Below are 18,407 nucleotides of genomic sequence, written 5' to 3' on the forward strand. Positions count from 1 at the left end.
GGCATCTGTGATGAGACTCGCCTTCCTCCCGCGCCTCCCGCGCCCCCCGCACCCCACCCGTCACACGCCTCCGCGCGCACCGGCGGGCGTACCGACGGGTAAGGGGCGCGGGCCCCGGCGGCCCCCCGCCGCTCGCTAGGCTGGGGCCATGTACGGATACGGCCAGCACGCGGACGGCAGTGCCGCCCAGCAGCAGTACATCCCGCCCCAGCAGGACGGGATGCACGCCGGTGCGCCGGGGGGCATGCAGGGCGGCGTGCAGGGCGGTTACGGGCAGCAGGCCCCGCTCTACCCGGAGCCCTCGCCGCCCTCCCTCGCGGACGCCGTGCGCGCCTTCACCACCGGCACCCTGGCCGCCGAGGACTTCCAGCAGATCTTCGCGACCTCCAAGGTCTACTGCCCGCGCGGCGACAACCCCGGCTTCCTGGCCCTGCACAACACCCAGCAGCCGGTCATCCCCATGTTCACCTCGCTCAAGGAGCTGCGGCGGTACGCGGGCAAGGAGTCGAAGTACTTCGTGATCACCGGCGCCGAGGTGATCGACCTGCTGCCGACCGGCTACGGCTTCGTCCTCGACATGGAGGGCGACCACCGCATGGTCTTCGACGCGAAGGCCGTGGAGCGGATGGTCGACTTCGCGATGCGGCGGATGTACGGCTGACGCGGGCGGGACCGGACGGGCCCGGCACCCCTTCCGGGGGCGCCGGGCCCGTCCGCGTACGTGTGCCGGGGTCCGCCCGGTCTCCTACTCGGCGACGTACTCCTCGTACTGCGCGGCGCTGAGCAGCCCGTCGAGGGCGCCCGCGTCGTCGGGCTCGAGCTCGAAGAGCCAGCCGTCGCCGTACGGGTCGGTGTTGACCCAGTCGGAGTCGGTGTCGAGCTCGCCGTTCACGGCGGTCACCCGGCCGGTGAGCGGCGCGTACAGCTCGGAGACCGCCTTGGTCGACTCCAGGGTGCCGGCCGGCTGCCCCGCCTCCACCCGGTCGCCCACCTTCGGGTGCTCCACGAACACGATGTCCCCGAGTTGCTGCTGCGCGTGGTCGGTGATGCCGACGCGGACGCGGCCGTCGCCCCGCCTCTCCACCCACTCGTGTTCCTTCGTGTACTTCAGGTGCTCGGGCGTGGACGACATGCGGGCTCCTCGGGCCGTCGGGACGCCGGGCGGGGTGCCCGGCGGAGCCAGCGTGCCCGAGCGGCCGGGGGAGCGGAGGGCTCCCTCACCCGTACGGATGAACAGCTTCAGGACAGCCGGGGAACGGGCCAGGAACGGGTCGGGAGCGGGCCGGGAGCGGGGTCCGGGAATTCCTCCCCGCCGGGCCGCGTTCCGGGTGGCAGAAAGTTCATCGTTCAACTAAAGTGGACGTGCAAGGTCGCCCAAGGAGGTCCCGCCATGCCCGCCGTGACTGTCGAGAACCCGCTCACCCTGCCGCGCGTCGTCGCCCCCGCCGACGCCCCGGCCCGCCCCGTGCTCGCCGTGACCACGGCCCCCTCCGGCTTCGAGGGAGAGGGCTTCCCGGTCCGCCGGGCCTTCGCGGGGATCAACCACCAGTACCTCGACCCGTTCATCATGATGGACCAGATGGGCGAGGTGGAGTACGCGCCCGGAGAGCCCAAGGGCACGCCCTGGCACCCCCACCGCGGCTTCGAGACCGTCACCTACATCATCGACGGCACCTTCGACCACCAGGACTCCCAGGGCGGTGGCGGCACCATCACCAACGGCGACACCCAGTGGATGACCGCCGGCGCCGGCCTCCTGCACATCGAGGCCCCGCCGGAGTCCCTCGTCGTCAGCGGCGGCCTCTTCCACGGCCTCCAGCTCTGGGTGAACCTGCCGGCCGCCGACAAGATGATGGCCCCCCGCTACCAGGACATCCGCGGCGGCCAGGTCCAGCTGCTCACCTCCCCCGACGGCGGCGCGCTGCTCCGCGTCATCGCGGGCGAGCTCGACGGCCACGAGGGCCCCGGCATCACCCACACCCCGATCACGATGATCCACGCCACCCTGCGCCCCGGCGCCGAGATCAGCCTCCCCTGGCGGGAGGACTTCAACGGCCTCGCGTACGTGCTCGCGGGCCGCGGCACCGTCGGCGCCGAGCGGCGACCGGTCCACACCGGCCGGACCGCCGTCTTCGGCAAGGGCGGCGCCCTGACCGTCCGCGCCGACGAGAAGCAGGACGGCAACACCCCGGACCTGGAGGTCGTCCTCCTCGGCGGGCGCCCGATCCGCGAGCCCATGGCCCACTACGGCCCGTTCGTCATGAACACCCAGGCCGAACTGCGCCAGGCCTTCGAGGACTTCCAGGCGGGCCGCCTCGGCACGATCCCGGCGGTCCACGGGATGGGCGAGTAGGACGTACGGGGGCACGGGGCCGGCGCGCGCGCTCCGGTCCCGCGCCCGGCCCCGTAACCGGTCCCGCGCCCGACCCGTACCCGGCTCCGCGCCCGGTCCCGTACCCGCAACCGCCCGCTGACGCCCCGTCACCCGTACGGACCGTCAGCGCGCGACGGCGCGCCGGGCGGCGTGGTCCGGTGGTCGGGTGCAGACGCCCACCGCCCGACCGCTCCTTCCCGAACCCGCCCGCCGGGTCGCCGCCTGGTGCGCCGTCCTGCTGCTCGTCGCCGGGGTCGCCGCCGTCGGCGTCTGGTTGTGCGTCGTCTTCAAGACGGCCGTCACGCCCGTCCTGCTCGCGATCCTCGGCACCGCCCTCCTCGGCCCCCTCTACCGGCGCCTGCTGCGGATGAAGGTCCGGAAGTCCCTCGCCGCCGGGCTCACCGTCGTCGCCGTCCTCGCGGTCGTCGGCGGCGCCACGTACATCGTCGTCGCCGCCCTCGTCGACACCGGCGACCAGATCGTCGCCTCGCTCCGGCAGGCCGCGCAGGACATCGCCGAGCACTTCGGCGCGGTCGGCACCTCCCTCGAGGACCTCAGCGGGAACGCCGAGAGCCTCCTCAAGAAGTTCGGCGGCACCGCCGCCTCCGGCGTGATCTCCGGGATCAGCGTCGTCGGGCACCTGCTGGCCACCGCCGTCCTCGCGCTGCTCCTGATCTTCTTCTTCCTGCGCGACTCCGACCGGGCCGCCGGGGCCCTGCGCTCCCTCGTCCCCCGCACGACCGGCGACACCGTCGAGGCCATGGCCCGCCGCGCCTTCGAGGCCGTCGAGGGCTTCATGCGCGGCACGACGTTCATCGCCCTCGTCGACGCGACCCTCATCGGCGTCGGGCTGCTCGTGCTGCGCGTGCCGGGAGCGGTCGGGCTCGCGGCGCTCGTCTTCGTCACCGCGTACATCCCCTACCTCGGCGCCTTCCTCTCCGGCGCGGTCGCGGTCCTCGTCGCCCTCGCGGACCGGGGCCTCGTCATCGCCCTGTGGGCGCTCGGGGTGGTCCTCGCCGTCCAGGTCATCGAGGGACACCTGCTCCAGCCCGTGGTGCAGAGCAGGACCGTCCACATGCACCCGGCCGCCGTGATGCTCGCGATCACGGCCGGCGCCTCCGTCGCGGGCATCCTCGGCATGCTCCTCGCCGTCCCCCTGACGGCCGCGGCGACGGGGGTCCTGGGAGAGCTGCGGAGCCGGTACGGGTCGGGGGACGGCCCCGGCGCACCGGACGGCCCCTAGGGCCTGTCCGGCGGATCATGGCCGGGGCCGCGACGCCTGGCACGGTACCTCGCCGCGTTGCCGAAACGTCCCGACAGCTCCGCTATCGAGCCGCTCCGGCGCCTTGCGATGCTTCCCCTAGGCCCTTGAGGGCCTGGGGAGACCCCATGCACCAGACGCCGCGGCCCACCCGACCCTGATCCGCCGGACAGGCCCTAGCCGCAGCAGCCCCCCGCCGTCACCGGCTCGTTCAGCTCGAACCAGATCGACTTGCCCTCGCCGCGCGGGTCGACCCCCCACGCGTGCGCCAGCATCTCCATCAGGACCAGGCCGCGCCCGCTGGACGCCATCTCGCCCGGCCGGCGCCGGTGCGGGAGCTCGTCGCTGGTGTCGGAGACCTCCACGCGCAGCCGGCGGGACGTCCCGGCGCAGGCGACCTCCGCGACCAGCAGGGCGTCGCCGTCCGTGTGGACGAGGACGTTGGTGACCATCTCGGAGACCATCAGGACCGCCGAGTCGAGCTGGTCCTCGTCCGCCCAGTCGTGCAGGAGCTGCCGCACCTGCTCCCGCGCCTCCGCGATCCGCTCCGGCTCCGCCTGGGCGATCGTCATCAGGGTGCGGCGCGGGGCCTCCCGCACGGTCCCGGCGGGGCGGCGGGAGAGCAGCAGGACGGCGATGTCGTCCTCGCGCCGGTCCGCGAGCGGGCCCGTGGTGTGGTGCGAGCCGGGTCCGTGGACGGCCTCCACGAGGACGTCGGCGAGCTCCTCCAGGTCCTCGCCGTCGTGGGACTCCAGGAGCTTCCTGACCCGCTCCCAGCCGGTGTCCAGGTCGTGCCCGCCGGTCTCCAGGAGCCCGTCGGTGCAGATCATCAGGGTCTCGCCGGGGTCGAGCGCGATCCGGGTGGTGGGGTAGTCGGTGTCGGGTTCGACGCCGAGGGGCAGGCCGCCGGCCGTGGGCCGCAGCAGCACCGTCCCGTCGTTCGTCCGCACCGCCGGGTCCGGGTGCCCCGCCCGCGCGATGTCCACCGTCCCCGTCTCCAGGTCGACCTCCAGGTACAGGCAGGTCGCGAACCGCGGGCCGTGCTCGTCCTCCCCGTCGTCGCCGTCCGTGATCCCGTACAGGAAGCGCGAGGCCCGGGAGAGGACCGCGTCCGGCCGGTGCCCCTCGGAGGCGTACGCGCGCAGGGCGATCCGGAGCTGTCCCATCAGGCCGGCCGCCCGCACGTCGTGCCCCTGCACGTCCCCGATGACCAGGGCGATCCGGCCCGCGCCGCCCCCGTCCGGGCGCGAGGCGCCGCCGGGCAGCCGGATCATGTCGTACCAGTCGCCGCCGACCTGGAGCCCGCCGCCGGTCGGCACGTACCGCGCGGCCACCCGCAGGCCCGGGATCCCCGGCCCCAGGACCGGCATCATCGTCCGCTGGAGGCCGAGCGACAGCTCGCGCTCCGACTCGGCCACGCCCGCGCGTGCGAGGGCCTGCGCCAGCATCCGCGCCACCGTCGTCAGCACCGAGCGCTCGTCGGGCGTGAAGGCCACCGGGTGCTTGAAGGCCGCCATCCAGGCCCCCATCGTGCGCCCGGCGACGACCAGCGGCACGAAGGCCCACGAGCGGCGCCCGAAGCGCTGGGCGAGCGGCCAGGTCACGGGGAAGCGGCGCAGGTACTCCTCGGGCGACGGCAGGTAGATCGCCCGGCCCGTGCGGACCACCTCGGCCGCCGGGTAGTCGGTGTCGAGCGCCATCGACGTGAAGGGCCCCTCGTCGTCCTGGCTCTGCCCGTGGTGCCCGATGATCGTCAGCCGGTCGCCCGCGACCCCGAAGACGGCGAGCCCGTCCGGCGAGAAGCCCGGCATGGACAGGGAGGCGGCCACCCGCAGCACCTCGGCCGTCGACCGCGCCTCGGCGAGCGCCCGGCCCGCGTCGAGCAGGAAGGCCTCGCGGGAGCGGCGCCAGTCGCCGGTGATCGGGGTGCGGACGGCGGTGCCCGGCGCGGGCTCGGCGACCTCCTGGAGGGTGCCGACGAGCTGGTAGTCGTTCCCCTCGACCAGCGGCCTGGACCGGCTCCGTACGGTGCGGATCACCCGTCCGTGCTCGTCCATGATCCGCAGCCGGGACTCGGCGAGGGTGCCCTCGGCGACGGCGAGGTTCACCACGCCGTCGATCTCGTTCCAGTCGACCGGATGAAAACGGGAGCGTACGGCCGCCTCGCTGAGCCGTACGCGCTCGGCGGGCAGCCCGAGCAGCCGGGCCGCCTCGGCGTCGAGCGAGACGGTCCCGGACGCGTTGTCCCAGCGCCACAGGCCGGTCGCGATCGCGGCCAGGACGTCCTCGGTGCGCATTGCCCCACTTTATGAATATCGGACCGCGGGCCGCCACCGACGGTATTCGAAAAGCGATCACGGCCCGCCCGGTACGCTGGGAGGCCTTGACGCTGTCAAGGCCTCACCACCGAATCCCGAAGACTGGATGAACGACGATGCATCGGTACAGGTCCCACACCTGCGGCGAGCTCCGCGCCTCTGACGTCGGCACCGACGTCCGGCTGAGCGGCTGGCTGCACAATCGGCGCGACCTGGGCGGCATCCTCTTCATCGATCTGCGCGACCACTACGGCATCACGCAGCTCGTCGCCCGGCCCGGCACCGCCGCGTACGAGGCGCTCGACAAGCTGACCAAGGAGTCCGTCGTCCGCGTCGACGGCGAGGTCGTCTCGCGCGGTACGGAGAACGTCAACGCCGAGCTGCCCACCGGCGAGGTCGAGGTCGAGGTCGCGGAGGTCGAGATCCTGGGCGCCGCCCAGCAGATCCCCTTCACGATCAACGCCGACGACGGCGTCAACGAGGAGCGGCGCCTGGAGTACCGCTTCCTCGACCTGCGCCGCGAGCGCATGCACCGCAACATCATGCTGCGCTCGGCCGTCATCGCCGCCATCCGCTCCAAGATGGTGGCCCTCGGCTTCAACGAGATGGCGACCCCGATCCTCACCGCGACCTCCCCCGAGGGCGCCCGCGACTTCGTCGTCCCGTCCCGTCTGAACCCGGGCAAGTTCTACGCGCTGCCGCAGGCCCCGCAGCAGTTCAAGCAGCTGCTCATGATCTCGGGCTTCGACCGCTACTTCCAGATCGCGCCCTGCTTCCGCGACGAGGACGCCCGCGCCGACCGCTCGCCGGGCGAGTTCTACCAGCTCGACGTCGAGATGAGCTTCGTCGAGCAGGAGGACGTCTTCCAGCCGATCGAGAAGCTCATGACGGAGCTCTTCGAGGAGTTCGGCGGCGGCCGCCACGTCACCTCGCCGTTCCCGCGGATCCCGTTCCGCGAGTCGATGCTGAAGTACGGCAACGACAAGCCGGACCTGCGCACCGCGCTCGAACTGGTCGACCTCACCGACGTGTTCGCCAACTCGGAGTTCAAGGCGTTCGCGGGCAAGCACGTCCGCGCGCTCGCCGTCCCGGACACCGGCGACCAGCCGCGCAAGTTCTTCGACGGCCTCGGCGACTACGCGATCTCGCTCGGCGCGAAGGGCCTGGCCTGGATCCGCGTCGGCGAGGGCGGTGCCCTGACCGGCCCCATCGCCAAGTTCCTCACCGAGGAGAACGTCAAGGTCCTCACCGAGCGCCTGGGCCTGGAGCCCGGCCACGCCGTCTTCTTCGGCGCCGGCGAGTTCGACGAGGTCTCCAAGATCATGGGCCCGGTCCGGGTCGAGGCCGCCAAGCGCGCCGGGCAGTTCGAGGAGAACGTCTTCCGCTTCGCGTGGATCGTGGACTTCCCGATGTACGAGAAGGACGAGGAGACCGGCAGGATCGACTTCTCGCACAACCCGTTCTCGATGCCGCAGGGCGGCCTGGAGGCCCTGGAGACCCAGGACCCGCTGGACGTCCTCGGCTGGCAGTACGACATCGTCTGCAACGGCATCGAGCTCTCCTCCGGCGCGATCCGGAACCACGAGCCCGACATCATGTTCAAGGCCTTCGAGATCGCGGGCTACTCCCGCGAGACCGTCGAAACCGAGTTCGCGGGCATGCTCCGCGCCTTCCAGTTCGGCGCCCCGCCGCACGGCGGCATCGCCCCGGGCGTGGACCGCATCGTCATGCTCCTCGCGGACGAGCCCAACATCCGCGAGACCATCGCCTTCCCCCTCAACGGCAACGCCCAGGACCTCATGATGGGCGCCCCCACGGAACTGGAGGAGGCCCGCCTGCGCGAGCTGAACATCCAGCTCCGCAAGCCGGTGGAGTCGAAGGTCGCGGAGGGCCGCCCGGTGACGGAGTCGGTGCATCCGGACGCGGCGCGGTAAGTAGTAGGTCGCACTGGGGAGGGGCCGGGATCTTCGGATCCTGGCCCCTTTCTTCATGACGGCGTTCGTGTCCCGACGGGTTCCGATGCGGAGAGTGCCGGGCTACCCGCGTGGCATCGATCGCGCGAAGCCTTCACGCTTCAGCAGCCATGCATCGTTGAGTTCGACGATCGTGCCGACATCGCGGCCCGCACGGTCCAGCATGACGAGACCGATGGCGATGACACTTTCGAGCAGCTCCTTGAGAGGCTTGTTGTTGGATCTCTCGTACCGGACGAGCAGCTCTGTTACGAAAGCGGAGAACTCGTACCCATCCACCTCGCATTCGTCATCGATTACCTTGCCGAGGCCGGAGGCCCGGGAAAATTCTTCACCGATTCCGTGTGCTGTGGACAGGAAAATTCTAGCCACGCTGTTGGACGGATTCCACACTTCCTGATCGTCCAGCCTGAAGAAACAACTCACTCCGTCCACCTCACCACTGTCTCTACCCCGGGGTTCCTTTGGCGCCAAGCCTCGACGGCATTTTCCACGGCGGCCTTGAAGGCAGGTGTGGCGCCTGGCTCAGTGAAGTGTAGACCGATGGGGGCATCTTCCCAACCGTCCAGATGTGAACGGGCTCGGACATAAGAATCCAGCTTTTTATGCACATGCTTTTCGATCCAGGGTTCGATCTTCATGTGAGGATTCTGGCCCGTTGCTGTTTTCTCCTCCCAGAGTGTTCCATTTTCTATCCTGTCAATGTCGGTAATGGTGTCCGACCAATTCGATGGATTATCGACAATGTAATTTGTGTCCCCCTCTACCGGCGGGCGCTGGCGATTGGAGGCGCCGTCCTCCGGACACGGTTTCAGCCCTAGGGGGTCACTCCACGTACGCGGATCGTGGACGTAAGTCGCCGGATTCGGTGCCGGAGCCAACCCCAACGGATCCTGGCTCAAGTATCGCGCCGACTCCGGGTCGTAATAACGGAAGTAGTTGTAGTGCAGGCCCGACTCCGGGTCGAAGTACTGGCCCGGGAAGCGGAGGGGGGTGTACGTCGTGGCGTCTCGGGTCCAGGTCGTCGTGCCCCAGAGGGTGGAGCGGGTGCGCCAGGCCAACTCTCCGGACTCGTCGACGAGTTCCGTCGGGGTGCCGATCAGGTCGGTGACGATCGCGAAGAAGCGTTCGTCGTCCGTGTCCGTGCGGCGCTCGGTCTGGGACAGAGGCCGCAGCCCCGCGTGGTCCCAGGTCAGGACCACGTTCTCGGTCGTCTGCTCGCAGAGGGTCGTGCCGTCCCAGGTGAAGTGGACCGTCTCCAGGGCCGATTGTTTGGATATGCGGCGGCCCAGCGGGTCGTACGCATAGCTCCAGACCGTGCCGTCCGGCGTCGTCACCGACCTCAGCCGGTCCTCCGCGTCCCACGCGTACCGCCAGGTGTCCGGCTTCCGGGACACGCGGGTCTTCCGGCGCAGGACGATCCGGCCCTGCTCGTCGTGCTCGTAGCGGACCGCCCCCGCCCGGGTGATCCGCGTGCCCTCGTACGCGCGCGGGCCCGTCGCCGCGTGGGACGGGTGCCCGGACGGCCACTCCGCCTCCGTCTGGTTGCCGGCCTCGTCGTACGCGTACCGCTCCGTCCACCGGTCCGCCCGCACCGCCGTGACCCGCCCGGCCCCGTCGAGGTCGAAGCGCCGCGTTCCCGAGAGGCCGTCCGTGACGGCGACCAGGCCGCCGTCCGGGCGGTAGGCGTACGCGCGGTGCTGGAGACGGCCGCCGCCCCGGGCCGCCGTGACCTCCTGCGTCGACAGCCGGCTCATCACGTCGTACGACGACGTCAGCGACACGAAGTCCGCGACCGAGCGCTCGACCTCCCGGCCCAACGCGTCGAACGAGAAGGACAGTTCGCGCCCGGACGCGGTGAGGCTCGTCCTGCGGCCCGCCGCGTCGTACGTCCACGTGCTGACCGATCCGCCCGGCGTCGTCCTGCCCACCCGCCGGCCCACCCCGTCGTACGCGTACGACAGCGTCCGTCCGTTGACCGTCTCCGACAGCAATCGGCCGTAGCGGTCCCGGAGGCGTTCCAGACGCGCGTCCGGGTTCGTCGCCACCGCCAGCTCGTCGAAGACGTCGTACTCGTACGTGCTGACCGTCCCCTCGGCGTCCTTGCGGACGATCCGGCCGAGCGCGTCGCGCTCGAACCGCACCGTCTGGCCGAGGCCGTTCGTCCGCGCCACCAGCCGGCCCGCCGCGTCGTACGCGTACCCCAGCACCCGCCCGTCGAAGTCCGTCTCGGACAGGGTCCGGCCCGCCGGGTCGTAGGCGTAGTCCCAGGTCAGACCCTGCGGGTTCGTCACCCGCGTCAGCCGCAGGTCCGTGTCGTGCGTGAACGCGTACCGCACCCCGTCCGGGTCCGTGCGGGAGGTCAGCAGGTCGAAGTCGGTGTACGTGAAGCGGGTCGTGCCGCCCGTCGCGTCCGTGTGGCTCAGGCAGTTGCCCTCGCCGTCGTACGTCCAGGACTCCACCGTCCCGTCGGGCGCGACGCGCCGGGACGGCAGGCCCTCCACCGTCCACTCCAGGCGCGTGACCGCGCCCAGGGGATCGGTGATCCGGACCGTGCGCCCGAAGGCGTCGTGCTCGTACCGGGTCGTGGCCCCCAGCGGGTCGGTGACCTCGACGGGCAGGCCCCGGGCGTCCGGGACGAGCCGGGTGGTGGCGCCGAGCGGATCCGTCACCGAGGTGAGCCGCCCCGCCCCGTCGTACGCGAACTCCGTCCGGGCCCCCGAGGGAGCCGTCACCGACGTGCGGTTGCCGCGCGCGTCGAAGGTCTGGCGCACGGCGTTGCCGTCGGCGCCGACGATCCGTACCGGGAAGCCGTCCTCGTCGTACTCGGCCCGCGTCCGCCGCCCGTCCGGGCGCTCCACCGACGTCGGACGGCCCCGCTCGTCGTAGGCGGTGCGGCTGACGTGGCCCAGCGGGTCGGTGCGGGACAGCGGGCGGTCGTGGCGGTCGTATGTGAAGCGGGTGACCGCGCCCAGGGGGTCGATCTCGGCGACGACCTTGGAGCGCCCGTCGACGACGAACCGCTTCGTGTGCCCTTGGGCGTTGGTGATGGACGTCGTCCTGAGACCGGTCTCGGGGTCGGTGCCGTCCCAGGTGAAGCGGGATTCGACGTGGCCGTTCGTCCCCGACTGGTAGGTGCAGCGGTCCTGTTCGTCGTAGACGTAGTCGAAGCGGCTGCCGTTCGTGTCGGTCCACGACGTGATGCGGCCGTGCTCGTCGCAGCCGAAGCGCAGCGGCCGCCCGGAGGAGTTGACGACCTCGGTCAGGTGCCCGTCGGTGTAGCCGTAGCGCAGGATCTCCTGGTCGGAGCCGTCCGGCGCCGCGCCCGCGAGGTGGAGGGCGGTCACGCGGCCCTCGTCCGTGGTCAGCTTCAGGTGGTAGCCGCCGTGGTGGACGACCGACGTCGGGGCGCCTGCCTCGTCGTACTCGAAGGTGATCCAGTTCCCGTTGCGGTCGTCGAGCTGGACCAGGAGCGCGAGCCCGTCGCCGTGGTCGGCGAAGTGCCGGACCGTGCGGGTGTCGGGGTCGGTGATCGTATAGCCGCCCTCGACCCGGTCCAGGGGCCACCGCCGGCCGTGCGTGGGCATGACCGGGACCCCGGGGGCGGGGTGCGGGTAGGCGAGGAGGCTGCCCTCGTCACAGCTGAAGACGACGCCCTCCGCGTCGATCTCCAGGCGCTGGTCCACGGTCGACGACCACGTCGGGCCGAACCAGCGGCCGGAGCGGTGCGAGGAGTCGAAGACGCGCCGGAAGACCAGCGGCGGCGAGCCGGGGAGGGCGATGTCCGTCTGCGGCAGCAGGACGCGGCCGGACGCCATGTCCACCGGGTCGCCGTCGCACACGTTCTTCCCGCACTCGTTGCTCTGGTTGCCCGGGTCCTTCTGCTGGTCCCCGCGGCTGCTCCCCGGCTTCTCCGGTTCTGGAGATCCCGGCTTCCTCGGCTCGGGCAGGTGCTTCGCGCCGTTCAGCCCGAGCCGTACGCCACTGCGCGCGAGTCCCGTGCCCTTGGTGCCGATCAGCTCCGGCACGAGCCGGCCGAGGAACTCCGACGGGTCGCCCTTCGCCGCGTCCCAGGCGTTCTTCAGGGTCCGGTCGGGGTTCGCCGCCGAGGAGACCAGGCCGGCGAGCGTCATGTTGACGCCCTTGTAGTACTCCGCGGGGTGGGTCAGGTTGTACACGTCCATCGGGTTCACCGAGCGGACGAAGTTGACCAGACCGGCCGTGCCCTTGACGACGCCGCCGCCGAAGTGGGCCAGCTCGAAGCCCTGGGCCATGCCCCGGTCCCACAGCTCCAGCTTGGCCCGCTCGCGGCCCGTCGGCTCCTTCGGGGCGTGGGCGAGCGCGGCGCGGACCGCCGCCTTCGCCGTCTCCCCGGCCTCGTTGCGGGCCGTGCGCGCGTCGTTCAGGACCTCCCGGGCGCGCCGGCGCTTGGACTCGCCGGGGTCGGAGTACGTCCCGGGACGGGGCAGCGGGTTGTCCCCCTCGCGGGCCGCGTCGTAGGCGGCGGCCTTCTTCTTGTAGCTCTCCTCGGCCTCCTTGGAGTCCTTCTCGCCCTCCTTGTACAGCGCGATCGCCTCGCGGGCCTTGCCCTGCGCGCTCACGATCGCCCGGGAGTACGTCTCCAGGGCCTCGGCCGCGTTCTCCATCGCGTCCGCCGCGTGGAGCCAGTCGGTCGGCAGGGTCTGGATCTTCGCCCGGAACGCGTCGGCCGCCGCGCCCTTCCAGTGGCTCGGGTCCAGCTTCTTCATCCCGCCGCCGACCAGGTCGAACGCGCGCTGGAAGTCCCGGAGGTTCTTCACCGTACCGGCGATCTTCTCCGGCTTTCCGTGGACGAGCTCGTTCGCCTCCTCGGTCTGCCCGAGCTCCTTCTCGCCGACCTGCGCGCCGAGCGAGGAGGCGGTCTCGTCGCCCCAGTCCTCGACCGAGTCCGCCCAGTCGTGCGCATGCGCCGCGTCCAGGAGCCGACCGGTCTGGTCGGTCGCGAAGTCGAGGCCCTCGCCGGCGAGTTCCTTGCCCTTGTCGATGCCGTCGCCGAACTTGTCGACGCCCTTGTCGAACAGTTCGCCCCAGTCCGCCATCAGCGGTTCTCCCCCCACCGCGGCTGCTCGGCCTGCTCGACCGTCGCCCTGTCGGGTTCGAGCGTGTCCTTGAGCTTCTCGTCCATCGCGTCCCGCAGCTTCGGGTCGAGGGAGCCCGAGCGCTCCATCGAGTCGAGCAGCGAGTCCTCGACGTCGTACGCGGTGTTCTTCCAGGTCTGCTTCGTCTCCTGGTGGGCGTCGGTGAACGACTCCGGGCTCCAGTCGGCGCCGTCCCACGTGTGCTGGTCGCGGACGGTCTCCCAGCTCATCTTCTTGACGTCGTCCTCGGAGAGGTGGGGGTTGCCGTTGAGCGAGTTCACCCCGATCTTGAACGAGTCCTTGATGTACCGCTCCTGCTCGGCGAACGAGCCGGCCGACAGCCCGACGGCCTGGGCGAAGCCGTTCCCCCGCGCGGTCAGCGCGCGCACGCCCCACTCCCACCGGTCGCAGAAGGTCTCGAACTCCGACGTCAGTCCGCCGTGCCCCAACTCAAGCCCTGAAAGGGCGAGATCGGAGAATCCCCGGCCCGCCGACGCCTTCCCGATCATGCCGAGCTCCTTCAGCTCGGCGTGCGCCAGGTCGATGCCCTTCACGATCTCCGCGAGCGCCGCCGTCGGCGCCGCGAGCTCGGGTTCGTTCCCGCTCACCGTGTCCCCGTCCCCCTGTCCGTCCTTCGGTCCGTCTCCCCGAGGTCCACCGCGACCTCGTCCGGGACGATCCCCGCGACCGGCGGGAACAGCGTCCCGTCCGCACTGCCCGCGTCCAGCGCGACCCCGCCCGGACCGGGCAGCATCGGCACCATCACGTCGAGGAGCCGCGCGCCGAGGATCGTCCGGTACGTCCACGCGCGCCCCGCCTCCCCGCGCGCGACCGCGAACCGCGCCAGCGCCTCCTCGTCCGAGAACGCGCAGATCCACCGCACCCCGTTGAAGTCCGCGGTCCACAGGCTCTCCCGCTCGTCGAACGGCACCAGGACGGCGGTACGCCGGAACTCCCCGAGCAAACGCGCAAACTCACGCCGGGCCGCCGCGATCGTGTCGTCCGGCCCGGCCTGCCCCGAGGCGGCCGACGCCGGCGCGGGCGGTGCGGGCGGTGCGGGCGGCGCGGGCAGCGCGGGCGAAACCGGCATGTCCGCCAGCTCCGCCAACCTCGAAACCTTCCGAGGCTTCGGTATGTCGTCCCCGTTGTCCTTCACGCCCGCATGCTGCCACGCGCTCATTCACACGAGCAACGAACAAAGGGGCGATCTCGCCACGCCGGTCGACCGGTACCACCGGATTCCTCCCCCCGGACCCCGCCGCGGGCCCGGCCGTCTTTGTCAGGTTGCCGTGAAAGGGGCGCGACCGCACCGAGGCACCGAGAGGGTTCTCAGCGCCATGGATCGAGGGCGAGCTTGCCGGTGGTCAGGCCCGCTTCGAGGTGCCGGAGCACGGCCGGGCCCTCGGACAGGGGGCGGACGTCCGGGGTGCCGGGCGGGTACACGCCCCGGGCGATGAGCGTTTCGAGTTCGTCCAGCAGGGACCGGTAGAGGGACGGGGCCGCGGCCGCGAGTGCGCCGATGTGCAGGCCCTTGAGCTGGACCTGGTGGGTGAAGACCAGGTCGTGCGTGGTCAGGGTGGCGTCTCCGGAGGCGGCGCCGAAGACGACGACGCGTCCGGTGAAGGGCCGGGCGACCGCGAGACTGGTCCCGAACGTGGCCCGTCCCACCGACTCCAGGACCAGGTCGACCCCGCCGGTCAGCCGGGTGATCTCCTCGGCCAGATCGGGTCGGCGGCCGTCCAGGACGACGTCGGCGCCGAGCGCCGCGACGGCCCCGTGCTTCGCCGGTGACGCCGTGGCGATCACGCGCGCGCCGTAGTGCCGGGCGAGGCGGACGGCGGCCTGCCCCACGCCTCCGGCCGCCGCGTGGACGAGTACGGTCTCGCCCGCTTCGACCCCGCCCAGCGGCCGCAACGCCGCCAGGGCGGTGGCCCAGTTGAGCACCAGGCCGAGCGCCTCGGCGTCGCTCCACCCGGACGGCACGGGAAGCACGCCCGCCGCCGGCATCGTCATGTACTGCGCGAAGGCCCCCGGGCCGACCCCCACGACGTGGGTCCCGAGCGGCAGCGGGCCCTCGACGTCCGGGCCGGCGCCCACGATCTCGCCGGCGGCCTCGAAGCCCGCCACGTAGGGCGCGCCCGGGCCGCCTCCGTACGTCCCCCGGGTCTGCATGACGTCCGCGAAGTTGACCCCGGCGGCACCGACGCGGATCAGGTACTCGCCGGGCCCCGGGACGGGCCGGGGGTGCTCGGTCGTGAGGGTCAGGTCGTCCGGTCCCCGACGGGACCGCTGGACCAGTGCGCGTACGTGCTGCTCGTCGGTGTCCATGCGCCGAACGTAGAGGCCTGACACTTGCGTCAAGGTCAAGCGGCCGTCATGCGCCGGGGCGGCGGGCCTCGCGGAGGTAGGCGTCGAGCGCGGCCTGCTGGTCGCTGAGGACGGCGATGCGGGCGGCGAGCCGGTCGCGGTGGTTCCGCACCTCGCGCAGGAACGCGGCGTCCACCGCGTCCGTGGCCGTATCCGTACCGCCACCGGCCTCCGGCAGCACCTCCCTGATCAGCCGCACCGGCAGCCCGGACTCCAGCAGCGAGCGGATGACGAGCACCCGGTCGATCGTGGACCGGCAGTAGTCGCGGAACCCGTTGTCGAAGCGGCCCGGGACGATCAGGCCCTCGTGCTCGTAGTGGCGCAACGACCTCGGACTCACGCCGCTGACCCTGGAAGCCTCACCGATCTTCATACGGGGAGACAACGCCCGGGAGCGCCGGGGTCTTCCGCTCGCACGGTCGGACGTGGCCCGTTCAGGGCAGCCTGGGAGCGAGCTCCAGCCAGGCGCGGAGTTCCTCCGTGGAGGAGCCCCCGTCCTCCAGGAGCGGCAGGACGGGACGCAGCGCGGAGAGCAGGTTCTTGACGTACCGCAACCGGAGCACCTGCTCCCGCGGCAGGCCCCGCCACTCGCCGGCCAGACGCGCGGCCGTCTCCCTCGGCATCCCGAGGTTCCGCATGACGTCCGCGCGGAGCGCGGGGAGGTCCCGGGCGGGGTCGGTGCCGTCGGGTCCGAACTCCCCGATCAGGTACGCGCGTACGCGGGCCGACCCGATCAGCATCCGCTGCGACGGCCCCTCCGGGTACGTCCCCGGGAGCGCGGAGAGCGCGAGCCGGCCCCAGCGGATCCTGGCCGCGGCGGGGAGGTCGGCGCGCTGCATGCGACCGACGGCGAGGTCCCGCAGCCCGTTCCACTGCTCCGGGGGCCAGGCTTCCACCTCGGGCGCCGACGCGAGCCGTTCCAGGTCCTCCAGCGAGGTACGGGAGAGCCCGTCCCGGTCGTCGCCGTGGCTCACGCCCCTGCCACCCCCGTCTCCATCGCCGCGCGGAACCTCCGTACGGCCGTGAAGTAATCGCTCCATGACGCATCCCCCGCCGGGAGGCTCGACAGACCCTGTTCGGCGAGTTCCTCGGCGGCGCGGAGGAACGTCCGCGCGAGGTCCTCGACCCGGGCCCTGCCCACCGGGACCCCTCTCGACGAGACCGAGACGAACCCCTTTCCGGCACGCTCGAAATCGATCCGGACCGACGTGTCGACGCCGGTGAACGAGAGGTTCGGCCGCTTGCCGAAGAGCAGGGGGCCGAGGTCGTCGAGCAGGAGGGCCACCGACAGGTAGACCATCAACCCGCGATCGGCCGACCGGACCGGACCGCTCTCTCCCTCGCAGACGATGTCCCCCAGGTCGAACACACTGGGTCCGCCCTGCCCCGGACGGACCGAGAACCTCACCTCGATCACGGTCGGTGGCTCCTTCCGCCCCGTCATGCCGGACCGAGCGGACGGAACGCGTGTACGGCGCGGGGGAACGAGGAGGAGAGGACGTCCGAGCGCAACTCCCCGGAGAGGACGGACGCGAGGAATCGCGTGCAGGACACGGAGAAGTGCTCCCAGCGGGCGCCGCGCGCCTCGTTCACCATGACGGTCCACCGGTCCGGAGCGAGACCGGGCCGGACGAGCCAGTAGAGGCACTCCCCGTTGTCCGTGACCGCCCACGGGACGACCCGGGCCCCGTCCTCCCCCAGCTCCACCGGCTTCTCCTCGTACGCCCACAGGTCTTCCAGGTCCTCGGCCTGCTGCTCCGCCCAGGTGAGGAGGTCGTAATGCCCGTTGGGACAGCCGGGTTCGAGGACGTACAGGTAGTCGTCCCAGTTGCTTCCGCCGTAGACGCGGACGAGTTCGTCGAGAGGTCCACGCGCAGCGTGACCGTCGGCCCCGTCCAGGACAGGTGGAGAGCTCGCAGCCGGAACGTGTCGAGGGGCGGGACCTCTCCGTACAGGCGGACGAGGTCCGCGGGATTCACCAGGGCCGGGACGGGCGTCACGGACCGGTCCTTCCCTCGGCCGTTTCGAAGGAGTGCGTGATGATCCAGTCGTCGTACTCCTCGACCGAGACGGCGCACATCGACCTTCCGTCCAGGGACGCCGCGATGAACTCCTGGTTCCCGGTCGCGGCGGCGATGCGGGAGGGGAGGCGGGCGCCGGTCGCGTCCCTCATCCTGATCCATCCCCTGGCCCGGGAACCCGGGTATCCGGCGTACAGCAAGAACTCTCCGTCCTGATCGAAAATCCCCAGCCGTTCCGCCTCCTCGTGCCAGAGGGCGTCCACTCGTTTCCGCGCGTCCGGGTCCTTCTGAGGGACCGTCGTGGTCGGCTCCACCTCGTACCCCGCCATGGCGTAGAAGGCGGTCTTGAGGTCCGGCGCGGTTTCCGGTACTCCTCCGCCCGCCTCCACCACGCCCTGCCGCCCGAGCGCCTCAAGCAGGTCGAGGACGCTGTTGTCCCGCTCCGTCATGTCCACCCCCGTGAAACCGTACGACCGTCAACCGCTCCTCGTGGTCGAGGACCAGCGCCGATGGGCGGGCCGTCCCCTCCTGGCGGACGCACTGCCCCGCGCCCGCCGTTCGAACGGCCTCAGCAGGTGGAGCTGCTGGAGATCCTGATGCCGTTGACGCTGTAGGAGTTCGCGAACACGGTGTCGAAGTTCGGCGGCAGACAGACCGAGCCCCCGCTCTGGAGCCGCAGGTACGCCACGTCGTCGTTCCGGGTGTTCACGACGTGGTAGTGCGGGCGGGCCGTGACCGCCTGGTAGGAGCTCGTGACGTCGCGGAACTTCGCGACCGGCGTGCCCGCGTTCCAGGCGTGCTCGTCCACGTAGAAGCAGACGTAGGGGTACGGGCAGCCGTGGGTGGGGGACTCGGCGTGGGCCGCCGGGGCGCTGGTCACGGACATGGCCGCGACGGCCACGAAGGCGCCCGCGAGGCCTGCCGCCTTTCGTATGACGGACTTCATGGAACCTCCAGGGATCGGGTGGAGCGTCTG

17 protein-coding genes are annotated in these 18,407 nt (G+C 71.6%); 4 read left to right on the plus strand and 13 right to left on the minus strand.

Going from position 1 to position 18,407, the window contains the following annotated elements; genetic code table 11:
- The first annotated feature begins 148 nt into the window (after nt 1-148).
- Entirely contained in the window at nt 149-661 is a 513-nt protein-coding gene (locus tag ACIP5O_RS01740; RefSeq protein ID WP_401287265.1) for an SseB family protein, read from the plus strand.
- Nucleotides 662-745: 84 nt separating this feature from the next.
- On the opposite strand, the gene gcvH is transcribed toward ACIP5O_RS01740, so the two are convergent.
- On the minus strand, nt 746-1,132 hold the full coding sequence (gcvH, locus tag ACIP5O_RS01745) for a glycine cleavage system protein GcvH (protein ID WP_401287268.1): 387 nt from the start codon (nt 1,130-1,132) through the stop codon (nt 746-748).
- A 258-nt stretch (nt 1,133-1,390) separates the two neighbouring features.
- On the opposite strand from gcvH, the gene ACIP5O_RS01750 reads away from it, so the two are divergent.
- Complete coding sequence (locus ACIP5O_RS01750; RefSeq protein ID WP_401287271.1) at nt 1,391-2,353, plus strand: pirin family protein; 963 nt, start codon at nt 1,391-1,393, stop codon at nt 2,351-2,353.
- A 187-nt stretch (nt 2,354-2,540) separates the two neighbouring features.
- A complete protein-coding gene (locus ACIP5O_RS01755; protein WP_401287274.1) occupies nt 2,541-3,617 on the plus strand; it encodes an AI-2E family transporter in 1,077 nt (358 codons plus the stop codon).
- A 194-nt stretch (nt 3,618-3,811) separates the two neighbouring features.
- Here the strand turns inward: ACIP5O_RS01755 and ACIP5O_RS01760 are convergent, their stop codons facing one another.
- Entirely contained in the window at nt 3,812-5,932 is a 2,121-nt protein-coding gene (locus tag ACIP5O_RS01760; protein ID WP_401287277.1) for a SpoIIE family protein phosphatase, read from the minus strand.
- Between the two features lie 137 nt (nt 5,933-6,069).
- Here ACIP5O_RS01760 and aspS point away from each other — a divergent pair, with 137 nt between their 5' ends.
- The gene (gene aspS / locus ACIP5O_RS01765) at nt 6,070-7,887 is read left to right on the plus strand and encodes an aspartate--tRNA ligase (protein ID WP_401287280.1); all 1,818 of its coding nucleotides are present in this window, start codon (nt 6,070-6,072) and stop codon (nt 7,885-7,887) included.
- Between the two features lie 102 nt (nt 7,888-7,989).
- Here aspS and ACIP5O_RS01770 read toward each other — a convergent pair whose 3' ends face one another.
- From ACIP5O_RS01770 to ACIP5O_RS01820, 11 genes are all read right to left on the minus strand, one after another.
- Nucleotides 7,990-8,361 (minus strand): DUF6086 family protein, encoded by a 372-nt coding sequence (locus ACIP5O_RS01770; protein ID WP_401287282.1) that lies wholly within the window; start codon nt 8,359-8,361, stop codon nt 7,990-7,992.
- Nucleotides 8,349-13,004, minus strand: coding sequence for a putative T7SS-secreted protein (locus ACIP5O_RS01775; protein WP_401287285.1), 4,656 nt, complete (start codon nt 13,002-13,004; stop codon nt 8,349-8,351). Before ACIP5O_RS01775 ends, ACIP5O_RS01770 begins: the two co-directional genes overlap by 13 nt.
- Nucleotides 13,004-13,651: a hypothetical protein gene (locus tag ACIP5O_RS01780; protein WP_401287288.1), complete on the minus strand. Its 648-nt coding sequence runs from the start codon at nt 13,649-13,651 to the stop codon at nt 13,004-13,006. Before ACIP5O_RS01780 ends, ACIP5O_RS01775 begins: the two co-directional genes overlap by 1 nt.
- Nucleotides 13,648-14,223, minus strand: coding sequence for an SseB family protein (locus tag ACIP5O_RS01785; RefSeq protein WP_401287291.1), 576 nt, complete (start codon nt 14,221-14,223; stop codon nt 13,648-13,650). The genes ACIP5O_RS01780 and ACIP5O_RS01785 overlap by 4 nt, the downstream gene beginning before the upstream one ends.
- Before the next feature lie 149 nt (nt 14,224-14,372).
- Nucleotides 14,373-15,371: a zinc-binding dehydrogenase gene (locus ACIP5O_RS01790; protein ID WP_401287294.1), complete on the minus strand. Its 999-nt coding sequence runs from the start codon at nt 15,369-15,371 to the stop codon at nt 14,373-14,375.
- A 46-nt stretch (nt 15,372-15,417) separates the two neighbouring features.
- A complete protein-coding gene (locus tag ACIP5O_RS01795) occupies nt 15,418-15,783 on the minus strand; it encodes a MerR family transcriptional regulator (protein WP_401287297.1) in 366 nt (121 codons plus the stop codon).
- Nucleotides 15,784-15,844: 61 nt separating this feature from the next.
- Nucleotides 15,845-16,384, minus strand: coding sequence for a hypothetical protein (locus tag ACIP5O_RS01800; RefSeq protein WP_401287300.1), 540 nt, complete (start codon nt 16,382-16,384; stop codon nt 15,845-15,847).
- Entirely contained in the window at nt 16,381-16,827 is a 447-nt protein-coding gene (locus tag ACIP5O_RS01805; protein WP_401287303.1) for a hypothetical protein, read from the minus strand. Before ACIP5O_RS01805 ends, ACIP5O_RS01800 begins: the two co-directional genes overlap by 4 nt.
- 23 nt (nt 16,828-16,850) lie before the next feature.
- Nucleotides 16,851-17,117: a hypothetical protein gene (locus ACIP5O_RS01810; protein WP_401287305.1), complete on the minus strand. Its 267-nt coding sequence runs from the start codon at nt 17,115-17,117 to the stop codon at nt 16,851-16,853.
- Nucleotides 17,118-17,406: 289 nt separating this feature from the next.
- The gene (locus tag ACIP5O_RS01815; RefSeq protein ID WP_401287308.1) at nt 17,407-17,880 is read right to left on the minus strand and encodes a hypothetical protein; all 474 of its coding nucleotides are present in this window, start codon (nt 17,878-17,880) and stop codon (nt 17,407-17,409) included.
- A 119-nt stretch (nt 17,881-17,999) separates the two neighbouring features.
- Nucleotides 18,000-18,377 carry a hypothetical protein gene (locus ACIP5O_RS01820; protein WP_401287311.1) on the minus strand — a complete coding sequence of 126 codons (378 nt, stop codon included), beginning with the start codon at nt 18,375-18,377 and terminating at the stop codon, nt 18,000-18,002.
- Nucleotides 18,378-18,407 lie beyond the last annotated feature (30 nt).

Origin of the sequence: Streptomyces sp. NPDC088915 (genome assembly GCF_044749825.1) — a bacterium.
Lineage (GTDB): Bacteria > Actinomycetota > Actinomycetes > Streptomycetales > Streptomycetaceae > Streptomyces.

Coding starts and splice junctions, on each gene's coding strand:
- ACIP5O_RS01740 (WP_401287265.1), top strand. CDS start 149: ATGTACGGATACGGCCAGCACGCGGACGGCAGTGCCGCCCAGCAGCAG.
- gcvH (WP_401287268.1), bottom strand. CDS start 1,132: ATGTCGTCCACGCCCGAGCACCTGAAGTACACGAAGGAACACGAGTGG.
- ACIP5O_RS01750 (WP_401287271.1), top strand. CDS start 1,391: ATGCCCGCCGTGACTGTCGAGAACCCGCTCACCCTGCCGCGCGTCGTC.
- ACIP5O_RS01760 (WP_401287277.1), bottom strand. CDS start 5,932: ATGCGCACCGAGGACGTCCTGGCCGCGATCGCGACCGGCCTGTGGCGC.
- aspS (WP_401287280.1), top strand. CDS start 6,070: ATGCATCGGTACAGGTCCCACACCTGCGGCGAGCTCCGCGCCTCTGAC.
- ACIP5O_RS01775 (WP_401287285.1), bottom strand. CDS start 13,004: ATGGCGGACTGGGGCGAACTGTTCGACAAGGGCGTCGACAAGTTCGGC.
- ACIP5O_RS01785 (WP_401287291.1), bottom strand. CDS start 14,223: ATGAGCGCGTGGCAGCATGCGGGCGTGAAGGACAACGGGGACGACATA.
- ACIP5O_RS01790 (WP_401287294.1), bottom strand. CDS start 15,371: ATGGACACCGACGAGCAGCACGTACGCGCACTGGTCCAGCGGTCCCGT.
- ACIP5O_RS01795 (WP_401287297.1), bottom strand. CDS start 15,783: ATGAAGATCGGTGAGGCTTCCAGGGTCAGCGGCGTGAGTCCGAGGTCG.
- ACIP5O_RS01815 (WP_401287308.1), bottom strand. CDS start 17,880: ATGACGGAGCGGGACAACAGCGTCCTCGACCTGCTTGAGGCGCTCGGG.
- ACIP5O_RS01820 (WP_401287311.1), bottom strand. CDS start 18,377: ATGAAGTCCGTCATACGAAAGGCGGCAGGCCTCGCGGGCGCCTTCGTG.